Source organism: Pedobacter mendelii (assembly GCF_014635725.1).
Classification (GTDB): domain Bacteria; phylum Bacteroidota; class Bacteroidia; order Sphingobacteriales; family Sphingobacteriaceae; genus Pedobacter; species Pedobacter mendelii.
Genome location: NZ_BMDJ01000002.1, coordinates 114,992 through 130,421 on the forward strand (window position 1 = coordinate 114,992; position 15,430 = coordinate 130,421).

Annotated in this window: 14 protein-coding genes and 1 tRNA gene; 4 read left to right on the plus strand and 11 right to left on the minus strand. The window is 33.5% G+C overall.

The window, feature by feature from the left end; translation table 11 throughout:
• Window positions 1-98: 98 nt before the first annotated feature.
• Both IEV50_RS04060 and sucC read left to right on the plus strand, forming a co-directional pair.
• Window positions 99-800 carry a hypothetical protein gene (locus IEV50_RS04060; protein ID WP_188411970.1) on the plus strand — a complete coding sequence of 234 codons (702 nt, stop codon included), beginning with the start codon at window positions 99-101 and terminating at the stop codon, window positions 798-800.
• A 257-nt stretch (window positions 801-1,057) separates the two neighbouring features.
• Complete coding sequence (gene sucC, locus IEV50_RS04065; protein WP_188411971.1) at window positions 1,058-2,257, plus strand: ADP-forming succinate--CoA ligase subunit beta; 1,200 nt, start codon at window positions 1,058-1,060, stop codon at window positions 2,255-2,257.
• Between the two features lie 398 nt (window positions 2,258-2,655).
• Here sucC and IEV50_RS04070 read toward each other — a convergent pair whose 3' ends face one another.
• A complete protein-coding gene (locus IEV50_RS04070; RefSeq protein WP_188411972.1) occupies window positions 2,656-2,862 on the minus strand; it encodes a helix-turn-helix domain-containing protein in 207 nt (68 codons plus the stop codon).
• Between the two features lie 261 nt (window positions 2,863-3,123).
• A complete protein-coding gene (locus tag IEV50_RS04075) occupies window positions 3,124-3,636 on the minus strand; it encodes a hypothetical protein (protein ID WP_188411973.1) in 513 nt (170 codons plus the stop codon).
• 276 nt (window positions 3,637-3,912) lie between these two features.
• Between IEV50_RS04075 and IEV50_RS04080 the strand changes: the two genes are divergently transcribed.
• Complete coding sequence (locus IEV50_RS04080) at window positions 3,913-4,773, plus strand: sigma-70 family RNA polymerase sigma factor (protein ID WP_116251301.1); 861 nt, start codon at window positions 3,913-3,915, stop codon at window positions 4,771-4,773.
• Window positions 4,774-5,169: 396 nt separating this feature from the next.
• Window positions 5,170-5,838, plus strand: a complete 669-nt coding sequence (locus IEV50_RS04085; RefSeq protein WP_188411974.1) for an ATP-binding cassette domain-containing protein — start codon at window positions 5,170-5,172, stop codon at window positions 5,836-5,838.
• A 97-nt stretch (window positions 5,839-5,935) separates the two neighbouring features.
• Here IEV50_RS04085 and IEV50_RS04090 read toward each other — a convergent pair whose 3' ends face one another.
• The 9 genes from IEV50_RS04090 to IEV50_RS04130 all read right to left on the minus strand — a co-directional run bounded on the left by IEV50_RS04090 (window position 5,936) and on the right by IEV50_RS04130 (window position 15,329).
• Entirely contained in the window at window positions 5,936-6,799 is an 864-nt protein-coding gene (locus IEV50_RS04090) for an AMP nucleosidase (protein WP_188411975.1), read from the minus strand.
• 81 nt (window positions 6,800-6,880) lie between these two features.
• Window positions 6,881-8,119 (minus strand): ATP-dependent Clp protease ATP-binding subunit ClpX, encoded by a 1,239-nt coding sequence (gene clpX / locus IEV50_RS04095; RefSeq protein ID WP_188411976.1) that lies wholly within the window; start codon window positions 8,117-8,119, stop codon window positions 6,881-6,883.
• Complete coding sequence (gene clpP, locus IEV50_RS04100; protein ID WP_123204354.1) at window positions 8,103-8,810, minus strand: ATP-dependent Clp endopeptidase proteolytic subunit ClpP; 708 nt, start codon at window positions 8,808-8,810, stop codon at window positions 8,103-8,105. The genes clpX and clpP overlap by 17 nt, the downstream gene beginning before the upstream one ends.
• Window positions 8,811-9,159: 349 nt before the next feature.
• Window positions 9,160-10,509 (minus strand): trigger factor, encoded by a 1,350-nt coding sequence (gene tig / locus IEV50_RS04105; protein ID WP_188411977.1) that lies wholly within the window; start codon window positions 10,507-10,509, stop codon window positions 9,160-9,162.
• A 126-nt stretch (window positions 10,510-10,635) separates the two neighbouring features.
• A tRNA-Leu gene (locus tag IEV50_RS04110) sits at window positions 10,636-10,717 on the minus strand.
• Window positions 10,718-10,856: 139 nt separating this feature from the next.
• Complete coding sequence (locus tag IEV50_RS04115) at window positions 10,857-11,108, minus strand: hypothetical protein (RefSeq protein ID WP_188411978.1); 252 nt, start codon at window positions 11,106-11,108, stop codon at window positions 10,857-10,859.
• Between the two features lie 114 nt (window positions 11,109-11,222).
• The gene (locus IEV50_RS04120) at window positions 11,223-12,020 is read right to left on the minus strand and encodes a helical backbone metal receptor (RefSeq protein ID WP_188411979.1); all 798 of its coding nucleotides are present in this window, start codon (window positions 12,018-12,020) and stop codon (window positions 11,223-11,225) included.
• A 97-nt stretch (window positions 12,021-12,117) separates the two neighbouring features.
• Window positions 12,118-14,529 (minus strand): ABC transporter permease, encoded by a 2,412-nt coding sequence (locus tag IEV50_RS04125; protein ID WP_188411980.1) that lies wholly within the window; start codon window positions 14,527-14,529, stop codon window positions 12,118-12,120.
• Window positions 14,530-14,624: 95 nt separating this feature from the next.
• Window positions 14,625-15,329, minus strand: coding sequence for an ABC transporter ATP-binding protein (locus IEV50_RS04130; RefSeq protein ID WP_188411981.1), 705 nt, complete (start codon window positions 15,327-15,329; stop codon window positions 14,625-14,627).
• Window positions 15,330-15,430: the final 101 nt, after the last annotated feature.

Sequence of the window (15,430 nt, forward strand, 5' to 3'; positions counted from 1 at the left end):
AATTTTATAAGATTTAGTTTCTTCCCAATTCAATTTACATCGGGAAAGCAAAAGTTAAACAATGACATATTATTAAAATCATAACTAAATTAATGAGAATGAAAAAGCTAATCTATACACCTTTTACATGCCTGATAATATTAATTTCTGCCTGCAATGATGATAGTAAAACTATCTCTATTGATGAAACAAAAACAGTTGAAATTAATACAGAACCAAAAATAAAATATGCCACATCCATTATTATTGGTAAAAATGATGTGATTTTATATCCACTAAACTTAAACGATGGCGAATATGACAGTTATAAAAGTCGTTCAGGCGAAACAAACTATTGGAATCTTATTTTTTACAATGTTAACACAGGCAAAAGTGAATTATTAACAAAAGATAAACTGGTGATTAATAGTTTCAGAATTGGCAATACTGAAAATGGCCCGAATAATTCTGCTACATTGTCAGATAGCTTTATTTATTACGAAATTACTAATTCAGACTTCGATGCTGATAAAAAACTAACTTCAAAAGACCCTAAAAAACTTTTTATCTCAAATCTTGAAGGAAAATCATTTATTCAACTTTCGCCAGAAAATTTCAGTTTACTCAATTGGAAAATTGATGTTAAGCACGATTTAATTTTAATGGATTTGATAAAAGATGATAACGGAGATAAAGAATTTAATGAGAAAGACGAGGTTGAATATTTCATTTATAATTTAAAATCAGGAACTGCAGCAAAACCGATTTTAGATAAAGCATTTAAAAAAGAAGTAACGGAATTAGCAAAAAAAGTTTTATAAACAAATGCAGGGAACCAGTTTGCCAAGAACTAATATCTTTATAAAATAAACCCGATAAAAGCGGAAATACTTTTTATTTGTTTTTAAGTGTTGATAACTTTCTTTCTAAAATCATCAACGCTACAAATAAAAAGATTGCAGCGTTAGCGGGGCTGTATTTCCCGATTAACATAAAACGTTCATTTTCTCGAAAAAATCGGCATTTGCTATTTGTTTAAAGGGTTTGAAATTGTAGCTTTGGGCAAATTTTGTAGCAAATGAATATTCACGAATACCAGGGTAAACAAATATTAAAAAGTTTCGGTGTTAACGTTCAAGAAGGAATTGTTGCCGATACTCCGGAGCAAGCTGTTGAGGCTGCTAAGCAACTGAAAATTGATTACAATTCTGATTGGGTTGTAATTAAAGCGCAAATCCATGCAGGTGGTCGCGGTAAAGGTGGCGGCGTAAAATTGGCAAAAAACTTAGAGGAAGTTAAACAACGTGCAACCGATATTATTGGTATGCAATTGGTTACCCCTCAAACCGGACCAGAAGGTAAATTAGTGAGTAAGATTTTAGTTGCTCAGGATGTTTATTATCCAGGTGCTTCAGAAACTAAAGAATTTTATGTTTCGGTATTGTTGGATCGTGCTGCTGGCCGTAATATTATAATGTATAGTACCGAAGGCGGTATGGATATTGAAGAAGTTGCTGAACATACACCACACTTAATCTTCAAAGAAGATATTGATCCTAAAGTTGGCTTACAAGGTTTCCAGGCTCGTAAAATTGCTTTTAAATTGGGCTTAAGCGGTGTGGCACATAAAGAAATGGTTAAGTTTATAACCGCTTTATATAAGGCTTACGATGCAACTGATTCTGCAATGTTTGAAATTAACCCGGTATTAAAAACAAGTGATGATAAAATTATTGCTGTTGATGCTAAGGTTGATTTAGATGAAAATGCCTTGTTCCGTCATCCTGATTATGCGGCAATGCGTGATACAATGGAAGAAGACCCAATGGAAGTTGAGGCAAGTGCAAGTAACTTAAACTTTGTTAACCTTGATGGTAACGTTGGTTGTATGGTTAATGGTGCTGGTTTAGCAATGGCTACCATGGATATTATTAAACTTGCCGGTGGCGAGCCTGCTAACTTTTTAGACGTGGGTGGAACTGCAAATGCTCAAACGGTTAAAGCTGCTTTCAATATTATTTTGAAGGATAAAAATGTTAAAGCTATATTAATTAATATTTTCGGTGGTATTGTTCGTTGCGACCGTGTTGCGCAAGGTGTAATAGATGCTTACCAGGAAATTGGCGATATTCCAGTTCCAATTATTTGTCGCTTGCAAGGCACAAATGCTGTTGAAGCTAAAAAATTAATTGATGAATCAGGACTTAAAGTTTACTCAGCAATCGCTTTAAAAGAGGCTGCTGACTTAGTGACTAAAGTTTTGGCTGGTCAAGTATAATAAGCTTAAAGCAGAAAGATTAAAGCTTAAAGCATATCATAAAGTATAAAAACCTTTCAGTTTAACTGGAAGGTTTTTTTTATTCCCCTCTTTTAGAGGGGTGTCCGCATGAAGTGGTGTTCTTTAAACTATCATTACCAGAAAACCCGATAAATCTAAATCTAATAACAATTTGACCTAAATGGACTAAGGTGCCTTAAGTGGTCATTTTTTTTGAAATGTAAGGGGTTCAGTGTTAATAGCAGACGATAGTCCTGCTATCTCTTCAAGTCCTCGCTGCGCTGTGGGCTTTCCGTTCTATCATGTTTATTAACATGGGTTTGTCGTGCTTCGGCAAAAAAATCATCGCTAAACTTACGAAGTCCTTCCCACGCTTCAGCCCTTTTAGACTTCGTAAGTTACTCTCCCCGAAATTCAAGGATATCGCCAGGCTGACAATCTAAGACTTTGCAAATTGCCTCTAGAGTTTCTAAACGGATTGCCTTTGCTTTACCCGTTTTTAAAATAGATAAATTAGACATCGTAATCCCCACACGCTCACTTAATTCGGTAAGCGACATTTTGCGACGGGCAAGCATTACATCTAAATTTATAATTATGGGCATTGAATGATTCAGGTATAAAGTTAAATGGTTAAATCGTTTTCTTGTTTTATAAAATACCCCGAAGCAAAACTATCTGATAAAAATTAAATAAGTAAACCAGGCAAAATTAAGCGTGGAAAAGAGCCATATATTTTAAAAAAATTAACAATCATTAAGAAATCATATTTGATATATTTATTATTAGGTATGTTAACAATCCAAAAATTGCAGTATAAATCTTTAAAGAGACTTTCATTTTATTAGCTTTTTTAAGTTCCATATTTATATCGTTAAATCATTTTCTTGTTTCAATTCCATATTCCTATTTAAAATTGCAGAACTGTAGAATACTAATGTTGTAATAATGATAAAGCTTAAGTTTGGAACAAAAATGGCAGGCCAAACTTTTGAATAGCTGTAAATAATTTTAGATGATGCATTTTCAGGCCAGGAAAAACTATTCGATTGAACAGTTAAGTAAACAAGTGAAAAGCAAAAAAGCAAAGGCATCCACTTTAAAATATTTAGCCATTTTACCCCTTTATCTTTTAGTTCTTCGTTTGAGAACACTTTCAGATACCAATCTAAAAAAATAAAAAACAATAAATAGAATAGTGTTGAGATGAAGGTATAAAGATATTTTGTGCCACTATCAATTGGGAACCTTAAGACATCCAAAAAATAAAACATTGTTGTAACCCCCAATAATCTTACAAAGATTCGCAATCCTAAAAGCAACCAATAATTGGAACTTGTGTTTTTTAACTTCCAAAGCAGATATTTTATAAAAGTCATATTTATTTAATTATTTGCAACACAAACATAAAATATTTTTTATTACAAATCAAAATATATTTATTGTAATTCAATAAATATATTTTGATTAACAGCTATAAACCATTATTAAAAAGAAAATATGTCAAAAACTTTATTGGAATGATTTTTGTTGTAAGTAAAACTGTATAATACTTGTGCAAACACCTACATTTTCAGCATTTTATCCTTTCAAATTGCGGTACAATTTCGTAGCTTTGCACACTCAAATAATTTAAGAGCACACAATACGTATAAATGAGACAACTCAAGATAACGCAATCCATTACCAACCGTGAAAGTCAATCTTTAGATAAATACTTACATGAAATTGGTAAAGTAGATTTAATAACAGCAGAAGAGGAAGTAATTTTAGCAAGGAAAATTCGTGAAGGCGATCAGGCTGCATTAGAGCGATTGACTAAAACCAATCTACGTTTCGTTGTTTCTGTAGCAAAACAGTATCAAAATCAAGGTTTAACTTTAGGTGATTTAATTAACGAAGGAAACTTAGGTTTAATTAAAGCCGCGAAACGTTTTGATGAAACAAAAGGTTTCAAATTCATTTCTTATGCGGTTTGGTGGATTCGTCAATCTATTTTGCAAGCTATCGCTGAGCAAAGTCGTATTGTACGCTTACCTTTAAACCAGGTTGGTTCATTAAGCAAAATCAGCAAGGCTTTCTCCAAATTAGAGCAAGAATACGAACGTGAGCCTTCTCCTGAAGAATTGGCGGAGATTTTAGAAACTACAGTTGATAAAATATCTGACACCTTGAGTAACTCTGGTCGTCATGTTTCTATGGATGCACCATTTGTTCAGGGCGAAGAAAATACGTTGTTGGATGTATTGGAAAATCATGAGCCAAATACTGATAGTTCATTAATTAACGAGTCATTATCAGAAGAGATTAAACGTTCTTTATCTACTTTAACAGAAAGAGAAAGAGAAATTATCGTTTTATTCTTCGGTTTAGGCTCTAATCATCCGCTTTCTTTAGAAGAAATTGGAGAAAAATTTAATTTAACCCGCGAGCGTGTGAGACAAATTAAGGATAAAGCACTTCAACGCTTACGTCATACTTCAAGAAGCAAAATCTTAAAATCATATTTGGGCTAATTTTTATTACTTTCGTGATATCCGTAATATTTAAAGAATCGACAATTAGTAGGTTCTTTTTTTGTTTAATGCATTTTAAGTTTTTTCTATATATTTAAAAATGTCGATTATCCTCCTCAAAAAATCTATGCTGGTTTATAAACCAATCATGCTATGGAATATTTTGCTGAGTTTAGTTATTAGCATATTTTTCGTAATCGATGGTTTCGAAAAGCCTGCACCTTATGTAATGGCAATATTTATGAAACCAATTGGATGGGCTTTTTCGATTGTTATCGAACGCTTTTTCCTGAAAAAACATCTCTATTTCTACAAAAATATGGGACTAGGTTTCCGTAAAATATTAGGCAATATTATTCTTTACGATATTGTAATTCTAATTTTGACTATAACTTTATGTTTAATATGCAGGAACTTTCTATTGACAGTGTTGCCCACAAGTTTAATCAACAAGCAATATTAAATGGTGTTTTCATCAATTGTAAAGTTGGCGAAGTCGTTGGTTTATTAGGCAGAAATGGTAGTGGAAAATCAACCTTATTAAAAATTATATTTGGATCCATCAAAGCAGATTATAAATATTTAAAGCTTGATAATGAGCTAATTTCAAAAGGTTATTTATCAAGTAATATTTCATATCTCCCTCAGGATAATTTTATACCCAATAAATTAACTGTTGCGGTCGCAATTGAAATATTCTGCAATACCTACAAAAAAGAGTTACTTAAAATTAAGTTTATCGCCGATAATTTAAACAAGAAATTCAGGGAATTTTCTGGTGGTGAAAGCAGGTTATTAGAAGCATTGATAATTATTTACAGTGATGCGGAATTTATCCTTTTAGATGAACCCTTTTCTCAATTAGCACCGTTATTAGTTGATGAGCTAAAACAACACATCAAAAACCTAAAGCCAATTAAAGGCTTCCTAATAACGGATCATTATTACAGATCAATACTTGATGTCTCTGATAGGATTATACTCCTTCACAATGGCTGCAATTATCAAATACAAAATACTGATGATTTAATATTGCATGGCTATTTGCCTGATTATAAAAATTAAAATTTGTATTAACAGACCAGCCTATGCTGATCTGTTAATACAAATACTTTTTATAGCATAAAGATTGCTCCGTCGTTCTCAGTAAGAACGGCGTAAATTAGAACAACAAATGTTTAACAGTTAAACCGTTATTAATTAACTGCTTTAGTGAATCAATTCCAATTCTCAAATGTGTTTCAACATATTTTTCGGTAACGCTACTATCACTTTCAGCAGTTTTAACGCCTTCAGGAATCATTGGCTGATCGGAAACCAAAAGCAATGCACCTGCAGGAATTTTATTTGCAAAAGCAGTTGTAAAAATTGTTGCAGTTTCCATATCAACAGCCATTGCCCGTAAAGTTTTTAAGTACCGTTTAAATTCTTTGTCATGTTCCCAAACTCTTCTGTTGGTTGTGTAACAAGTTCCTGTCCAGTAGTCTCTACCATGATCGCGAATGGTTGTAGAAATTGCTTTCTGCAAGGCAAAAGCAGGTAGCGCAGGTACTTCTGCAGGCAGATAATCGTTTGATGTTCCTTCTCCTCTTATTGCTGCGATAGGCAAAATTAAATCTCCCAATTGATTTTTCTTTTTTAAACCACCACATTTTCCTAAAAACAAAACTGCTTTCGGCATTATGGCTGTAAGTAAATCCATCATGGTTGCTGCAAGCGGACTACCCATGCCGAAATTAATTAGGGTAATGCCATTAGCTGTTACACTCTGCATTGGTTTATCAAGACCCATAATTGGCGCATTATCATTCCACTCAGAAAACATTGTTAAATATTTACTGAAGTTAGTAAGCAAAATATAATCACCAAATTGGTCTAATGATCTTCCAGTATAACGAGGTAACCAATTTTTAACAATTTCATCTTTTGATTTTAGCCCTGATTTTACAGGGGTTTCAACTTCTTTTATTTTCTTCGCTTTCTCTACAATCTTTTCGTCTTTTTTTACGTCTTTTTCTTCATTCATATCAATAGTTTTAGCGCCGAGCGCCAAGCGCTAAGCGTATTTACAAAAAATCCTCTCGTTTTAGCGAAAGGATTTGATTTTTTATGCAGCTTGTAACTTCTTAAAGTCGGCCTTCTCAAATTTCTCTATCGCGTAATCGAGATTAATGTGCAACTCCTTCACATCCTTCTGCGTCGGCGTATCAAACATTGCATCAAGCATAATCGCTTCACAAATTGAGCGTAAACCACGAGCACCTAACTTATATTCCATTGCTTTATCAACAATAAAATCTAAAACATCATCTTCAAAAACTAGTTTAACATCTTCATAAGCAAAAAGCTTTTCATATTGCTTAATCAATGAATTTTTAGGCGCTGTTAGTATATTTCTCAAAGATTCCTTATCCAAAGGATTTAAATGCGAAAGTACAGGGATACGTCCAATTAATTCAGGGATTAATCCAAATGATTTTAAATCTTGAGGCGTGATATATTTATAAAGATTTTTTAGATCTAAAATAGCTTCATCTTTTTTCACCTTGTAACCAACTACCTGTGTGCGCAAACGATTTGCAATTTTACGTTCAATACCATCAAATGCTCCACCACATATAAACAATATATTGTTTGTATTAACCGGAATCATTTTCTGATCAGGATGTTTTCTTCCTCCTTGTGGTGGTACGTTAACAATAGTTCCTTCTAAAATCTTCAACAAGGCCTGCTGAACACCTTCACCAGATACATCACGTGTAATCGATGGGTTATCGCTTTTGCGAGCCACTTTGTCAACCTCATCAATGTAAACAATGCCACGTTCTGCAGATGCAACATCATAGTCGGCAGCTTGCAATAAGCGTGTTAAAATACTTTCAACATCCTCACCTACGTAACCAGCCTCCGTTAAAACAGTTGCATCACAAATACAAAAAGGTACATGCAAAATTTTAGCAATGGTTTTAGCCAAAAGTGTTTTACCTGTTCCTGTTTCGCCAACCAACATGATATTTGATTTCTCAATCTCTATCTCATCTTTATCGATTTTTTGATTTAAGCGTTTGTAATGATTGTAAACTGCTACCGATAAAACTTTTTTAGCATCATCCTGACCGATAACGTATTGATCTAGATGTTGCTTAATTTCTAATGGTTTTAATAAGTTAAGCGAAGATTGAATGCCTTTACTATTTTTTGTACCCAATTCCTGAGCAAGCAATTGATTGGCTTGAGTAATACATTTATCGCAGATAAATGCATCCATACCTTCAATTAACATTAAAGTTTCATGCTTACCGGAATGGCAGAATGAGCAACGTGATTCTTTATTTTGTTTCGCCATCTTTTTTTGAGTTTCTCGATAAAACTTCATCAATCATACCAAAACCTTTTGCTTCTTCTGAACTCATCCAGTAATCGCGATCTGATGCTTTCTCTACCCAATCGTAAGTTTGACCAGAGTGCTCTGAAATAATATCGTAAAGTTCTTTTTTCAATTTTAACATTTCTCTTAAGTTGATTTCCATATCCGATGCAACACCTTGTGCGCCTCCGGATGGTTGGTGAATCATTACTCTTGAGTGTGGTAAAGCTGAGCGTTTACCTTTTGCACCTGCAACCAATAAAACTGCACCCATTGATGCGGCCATACCAGTACAAATTGTTGCAACATCGGGCTGGATATATTGCATTGTATCATAAATACCCAAACCAGCATATACCGAACCTCCTGGAGAATTAATATAAATCTGAATGTCTCTATCCGCATCTGTTGATTGTAAAAACAACAATTGAGCTTGAATAATATTAGCATTCTGATCATAAATTGCATCACCTAAAAAGATAATACGATCCATCATTAATCTCGAAAAAACATCCATTTGAGCAACGTTCAACTGCCGTTCTTCTATAATATAAGGCGTCATCGATTGTGGCGACAAATTAGCCTGTGCAATAAATTTATCTACATGTAAACCGCCAATACCCTGATGTTTAACGGCAAATTTCCTGAATTCTTGTGAATCTATGTTCATATCTTTGATTAGGGTTAAGCGTTTGGCATTTAAAGCTGAATGTTTAAAACCAATCGACTGTAATTCTAACTATTATTTTCTATTGTTGGTTAATTTCCATGCCAATTTATTTAAATATATACTAATGTGAAGCAAATCTGTGATAGAAATAAAAATCTTGCTTTTTAAAGATAAAACAAATTGAGAATATCACTATTAACAAAACGCGTAATAGGCCATAAACCAGCAAATTAACAAAAAAAATAGTTTAAAGTTTATTAGAAAGTTTATATAAAACAAGAGCAACCCTTTGAGTTGCTCTTGTTTTATTATATTGTGGAGACTGACATTTGGTCAGCCAAATTTGATTCTACTTCTTGTCTAAAGCAATAAACTTGTCGTAATCAATTGCTTTATCTTCTAAAGTAACAATCGTTTTGATTTGTTCGAAAGTTTTTAAAGCTTTTACTTCTTCAAAAGTACGGTTAGCATTTTCTTTCTCCTGCAAAAACTGAACTGCATATTGAGCCAGTTGATCTTCAGGAAGCGGACTTGGGCTGTACATTCTGAATTGAGCATCTAACTTTGCTTTAGCCGCCTGAACTACATCTTCATATTTAATCTCGATGCTGTTATCTTTAATGATTTTGTTTTCGATTAAAGTCCATTTAAGGTTTTTAGCGAAATCATCATAACCTTCAGCCAATTCTTCATCGGTTAATTTTTCGTTAGTTGCTTTTAACCAGCGACGTAAAAATTCATCTGGCAATTCGAAGTTATGCTTTTGTAAAAGCTGCTCATAAATATCATTTGATAATTGACGCTCAGCATCTTGCTTAAACATACTTTCTACTTCTTCAGTAATTTTTTCTCTGAATCCAACTTCGTCAGTTACAGTACCTTCGCCAAATAATTTATCAAAAAACTCTTGGTTTAAATCTGCTTCCTCCAAACGGTTAACATTTTTAACTGACAATTTAAAATTTGATTTTAATTCAGAAGCATCTTCCTCAGAAATATTTAATGCTTTGGCAATTACCGCTGCATCTTCTAATGCTTTTTGAATATCGATAGTTACTTCGTCATCTTTCTTTAGACCAATTAACGATTTAAGAATTTTTTTGTCTTTAATCTGATCTAAACGAATTGTTGCAGTACTTGTAATGCCTTCTTCAAAAATAGAACCATCAGGAGAAAGTTGAGTTAACTCGGTGTATAAAACGTCATCATCAGCAGAAACCTCTGGGTTTGACATTTTACCATAGCTACGACGGATATTTTTTATACGACTTTCTAAAGTTTCTGTATCTGCTTTAACAACATATTGAGTAAATTTATCTTTCGATGAAATGTTAACTTCAAATGCAGGTGCTAAACCCAATTCGTAATCAAATTCAAAATCATCTGTATTATCCCATTTGAAATCTCTTGAATCGTCCATTTTAGGTAAAGGTTGACCTAAAATTTCCAATTTCTGCTCAGCAATATAATTTGTTAAAGTATCATTTAACAAATTATTAACCTCTTCTACTAAAATACTTTTACCGTACATTCTTTTAATGTGCGATGCCGGCACCATTCCTTTACGGAAACCAGGTAATTGCGCTTTTTTAGCTTGCTCTTTAATTGCTTTATCAACTTTGCCAGTATAATCTGCAGGTGCGATTTTGATTTTTACAACAGCATTTAAGTTGCCGGTTTTTTCCTGTGTAATATTCATTTTTAGCTATGAGTATTGAGACATGAGAATGAGACAGGCTCAAACCCATATCGATTTATATTTTTTAATCAAATCAATAAAAAATAAAACCGTTCCGATTTGAAATCGAAACGGCTTCATTTATAGTGCGGATGAAGGGACTCGAACCCCCACGCCGTGAAGCGCCAGATCCTAAGTCTGGTGCGGCTACCAATTACGCCACATCCGCAATTAGGATTTATTTTGGATTGCAAAGATAGAAATTAGAATGAATTATCAAAAAGGAAATAAAATATTTTCTTAATTATTTTCAATCAAAAAGCTAAGTAGTTAATTTTAAACGAGAAAGATTTCAAGTTTAATTTCTTTTAATTCATAACTACGGTAATAACTTCTACAAGTTCAGGTCCACCCTCTAAAGGATAGCCAGAAACTTTTACGCCCTTAACAATTGCCTGCTTATCAATATAAGTATCCAGCACGAGTGATGAGCTTTTTAGTGCATATAATTTCCCATTTGTTGTTATCGTATGTGTACCATACTGAAAGGTTGTCATACCAATCTTTGAAATCATACCAGTAAGGGTAATGGGATCGCCATCAGGTATCTTTCTCATCATATTGCACGCAGATAACATGATGGACAGGAAACTTAATATGATTAATTTTTTCATAGCATTATATTGAGATGATTTAATATATTGTACAATCTACAAAATCAAAACCAACAAAAACTAATAAAGTTCTTTCTGAAACTCGAAAAAATATTGAACTGCTTTTACTAATCGGCTACCGTACCAACTAAACATTTCTCCATCAACGAGCATCACTTTAACGTCGGGGATTGCCATTTGTATTTCTTCAATATGTTTTTCTTTAAAAGGGTAAGGTTCTGATGAAAGGAGAATCAGTTCACAGTTTGTCGTTTCCAGTTCTGCTAAGGTAACTTCAGGATAACGCTCCTGATTAATTACATTAGTCATACCATTGGTTACTAGAACATTATCAATAAAAGTATTTTTACCTACAGCCATATAGGGTTTGCGCCAAATTAGGTAAGCAACCCGCTTATCGATGCTATTTTGAATGGCTAAAGTTTTTAAATCGGTAAAACCTGCTGCAATTAAGTGATTAAGATACGATGCTTCAGGCGACCGATCAACCAATTCTCCTATTTCGGTTATGGTTTTCATGGCATCATCTAATGTGAATATATCGCTCATCCATACCGGACAATTTTCGGCCAATTCTTCTATATCACTTTGCGTATTTTCTTCTTTATTACCAATAATTAAATCGGGCTTTAAATCTTTAATTAATTCAATGTTTAGTTTTTTTGTTCCTCCAACTTTGGTTCTTTCAGCAAATTTCTCTATCGGATGAATACAAAACTTCGTTAATCCGATAATTTCTTTATCCAGACCCAAATCGAATAATAACTCTGTTTGAGATGGCACAAGAGAAATAATTCTTTTTGGTGGGAAATTGAATTTAACTTCCCGTCCCATTTGATCGATAAAAGACTTTTGCATGTAGCAAAGATAAGGTTTAAGACTGAGGGTAGAAAGGTTGAAGGTCTGGTGATTTAATCCTTCTACCTGATTACCTTCTGCCTTCCCTCCTTTTTTTTTATTCGTATTTCAAAGCATCTACCGGATTATTTACTGCAGCTTTTCTGGCTTGCAAGCTCACAGTAAATACCGCAATAATTACCGAAGTGATGGTTGCGATTGCAAAAGGCCAAAAAGGCATATCTATGCGGTAAGCAAAACCTCCGAGCCATTTTTTGGTGATGATAAAAGCAATTGGCCAGCTGATTAAATTGGCTAAAATCACTAAAATTAAAAATGAACGGTTAAGCATATTGATGATTTCGAGATTTGATGCGCCCAATATTTTTCGTATTGCAATTTCTTTAGTTCTGCGTTTTGCCATAAAGGTAGATAAGGCGAATAAACCCAATAAGGAAAGTACCACCGATATAACGCTGAACAAAACGATTATTTGCATCTGTTTATGTGTCGCTTCCATCGATTTTTGAAAAGCATCTTCTACTGAAGTATAAATCATTGGAAAATCTGGATAAATCTTTTTCCATTCTGCCTCTACTGCCATTAAAGCAGGTTTATAATTATCACTATCAAATCTGACCAGTAAATTATTGGTACTAGCCATTCCGCCTAAATGCGTAACCCTATAAACGGTTGGCAAAACAGCTTTATCGAAACCTTCATTATTATAATCTTTAATTACACCTACAATCTGAAATGAATTTTCACCTTCTTTAAACTGCTTACCTACTAAGTTTTTACCTAATAATTTAGCCGCTGTTTCATTTAAAACCGCAGTATTAACGGTATCTTTTTTATATTCTAGCGAGAAAATCCGACCACTTAATACCTGCACGCCTAAAGCTGGCAAAGCATCCATAGTTACGGTAACGGTATTTACACTATGTTCTTGATTATTGTATGTAATTTCACTGGGTACATTAAAAGTATTACCCATAAGTTGCGTGGTTGTAGCCACATATTTTACACCAGTAATTTTCTTAATTCGTTCGCCAATTAAATCCCCATCTCTGTAATATGTAGAAATATTTACCAGTTTATCTCTATTAAAACCTAAATCTTTATTGGCTACAAAATTGGTTTGTTGGTACATTACGCCGATACCTATAATTAAAGTAACCGCAATAATAAATTGAAGCACAACTAATCCATTACGCATGGCGATGCCTTTAAAACCACTTTCGTAATTCCCTTTTAACACTTTAACAGGATTGTATTTAGACAATATCCAAGCTGGATAAAACCCAGCCATAAATGTAATTAAAACGAACAATCCTAATAATTGAAAACTTATGTTTAAAAGTTGCTCACTTCGCCAAAAGCTTAATTTAACATCGAAATGATTACTGAAAACTGGCAGTAAAACTTCTACTAAAATAATGCAAATAAATAAGGCAGCTAATGTTTGCAAAGCAGATTCAAGCAAAAACTGTGTAACCAATTGCTTTTTGTAAGCACCTAATACTTTTTTAACGCCTACTTCCTTAGCTCTTTGAACAGATTGTGCAGTTGCTAAATTAACAAAGTTGATCACAGACACCAATAACAGAAAAATAGAGATTGCAACAATCGGTTTTATTCTATCAACCCAGCTTACATCAAATGATGGAGTTGCATAAACTTTCTGCAACGGTATAATCTTTAAACCTGGCTTTTTACCATTTTTATAATAATCGGCATAAGTAATTTTTCTTTTAACGAAAGATGCTTTTTTATAATCGACATAAATCTTGTGCAGTGTTCTATTCACTTGTGTGATATCTATTTTCCCGCTAGCGGAAGCATAGATTTCACAGTGCCTAAAATTATTAATTTGTTCAGGGTCTTTGTCTATGTTGCCTGTGTGGATTATCGCATTAAATTTTACGCTTTCTGGCATATTAACATCTGCAACTACACCAGTAATGGTCATTAAAGTCCCTGGATCATCACGCCACATTAATAGCTTAATAGTTTTGTTTAAAACCTTTACTGTACCAAATAATTTGACGGCTAAGCTTTGCTTTAAAACAATTGTATTTGGTTTATTTATAGCCGTAAACCTATCACCTTGCAAAAATTGATAAGGAAAAACTTTAAAGAATAATGAATCAGTATCTCTAAAATGATCAACAATAGCTGGATCTGCATTCGCTAATTTTACTGAAAAACCATCACCCCAATCTTGATCTATCCTTGTTACATATTTAAACTGAGGAATCTTATCTCGAACCAAAGCGGCCATTCTTGAATCGTTAACTTGCATCCAATGTGGCTGATTATCTGGTGTAGAATAATCATGATATTCTCTTAATTGATAAATATTCTTTAAATCCGGGCTCCATTTATCGTAGCTGGTTTCGTGATTAACGAATAAAATCAACAGCACAAAAGCTGTTAAACCAATAGCCAAGCCACCAATGTTAATAGCTGCATAAACTTTGTTTTTAAACAAATTACGCCAAGCGATTTTTAAATTTAGTTTGAACATAAGCCCCTCCCAACCCTCCCCAGAAGGAAGGGCTTTGTTTTTGTGATTAAAAATTTAATTGCTGCAACTATCATTGTTTATTTCATGGCATAAAACTATACTACTCCTCCCATCTGGGGAGCTTGGGTTGGGCTATCTTCCTTTATCACGCCATCCTGAATATTTAAAATTCGATTACCATAGGTAGCATTTTTTTCTGAATGTGTAACCTGGATTATTGTTATCCCTTCTTCTTTATTTAGTTTTTGAAAAAGTTGCATGATTTCTTCTGCTTGTGCCGATTGCAAATTTCCGGTTGGTTCATCAGCCAAAATAATTGAGGGTTGTGTAGCTAAGGCTCTTGCAATACCAACCAATTGCTGTTGCCCACCAGAAAGCTGATTTGGAAACAAATCTTTCTTTGCTACAATATTAAACTTATCCAATAAATTGGCAATTCTACTTGCTCTTTCCGAACTGCCAACCTTTTTGTAAAGTAATGGTGCTTCTATATTTTCGTAAACTGTCATTTCATCAATTAAATGATAAGCCTGAAATACAAAGCCGATGTGATTGCGGTAAAGTTCAATTCGCTTACGTTCATTAAGGCTAGTTACATCTTCGCCCAAAAATTCAAAAGTGCCATAAGTAGGTTCTTCCAGCATGCCTAAAATATTCAGCAAGGTAGATTTTCCTGAGCCTGATGGCCCCATAATCGAAACAAATTCGCCCTGTTTAATGGTTGTGGTTACATGGCGCAAAACATAATGTTTAATGCCTTTGCTCGAATAATATTTTTCGATGTTTTTAAGTTCTATCATTTTAGTATCAAGTATTTAGTATCGAGTCTTTAATATCAAGTAGTTAGTACCAAGTATCAAGATATTAGGAAATCGCTTTATTCTTTTAGCTTATATCAGTA

Bases quoted from the DNA above. Each gene is read 5' to 3' on its own strand.
- IEV50_RS04080 (WP_116251301.1), top strand. From the start codon at position 3,913: ATGAGACAACTCAAGATAACGCAATCCATTACCAACCGTGAAAGTCAA.
- IEV50_RS04115 (WP_188411978.1), bottom strand. From the start codon at position 11,108: ATGATGAGAAAGATACCTGATGGCGATCCCATTACCCTTACTGGTATG.
- clpX (WP_188411976.1), bottom strand. From the start codon at position 8,119: ATGGCGAAACAAAATAAAGAATCACGTTGCTCATTCTGCCATTCCGGT.
- clpP (WP_123204354.1), bottom strand. From the start codon at position 8,810: ATGAACATAGATTCACAAGAATTCAGGAAATTTGCCGTTAAACATCAG.
- IEV50_RS04120 (WP_188411979.1), bottom strand. From the start codon at position 12,020: ATGCAAAAGTCTTTTATCGATCAAATGGGACGGGAAGTTAAATTCAAT.
- IEV50_RS04060 (WP_188411970.1), top strand. From the start codon at position 99: ATGAAAAAGCTAATCTATACACCTTTTACATGCCTGATAATATTAATT.
- IEV50_RS04085 (WP_188411974.1), top strand. From the start codon at position 5,170: ATGTTTAATATGCAGGAACTTTCTATTGACAGTGTTGCCCACAAGTTT.
- IEV50_RS04070 (WP_188411972.1), bottom strand. From the start codon at position 2,862: ATGCCCATAATTATAAATTTAGATGTAATGCTTGCCCGTCGCAAAATG.
- tig (WP_188411977.1), bottom strand. From the start codon at position 10,509: ATGAATATTACACAGGAAAAAACCGGCAACTTAAATGCTGTTGTAAAA.
- IEV50_RS04125 (WP_188411980.1), bottom strand. From the start codon at position 14,529: ATGTTCAAACTAAATTTAAAAATCGCTTGGCGTAATTTGTTTAAAAAC.
- IEV50_RS04130 (WP_188411981.1), bottom strand. From the start codon at position 15,329: ATGATAGAACTTAAAAACATCGAAAAATATTATTCGAGCAAAGGCATT.
- IEV50_RS04090 (WP_188411975.1), bottom strand. From the start codon at position 6,799: ATGAATGAAGAAAAAGACGTAAAAAAAGACGAAAAGATTGTAGAGAAA.
- IEV50_RS04075 (WP_188411973.1), bottom strand. From the start codon at position 3,636: ATGACTTTTATAAAATATCTGCTTTGGAAGTTAAAAAACACAAGTTCC.
- sucC (WP_188411971.1), top strand. From the start codon at position 1,058: ATGAATATTCACGAATACCAGGGTAAACAAATATTAAAAAGTTTCGGT.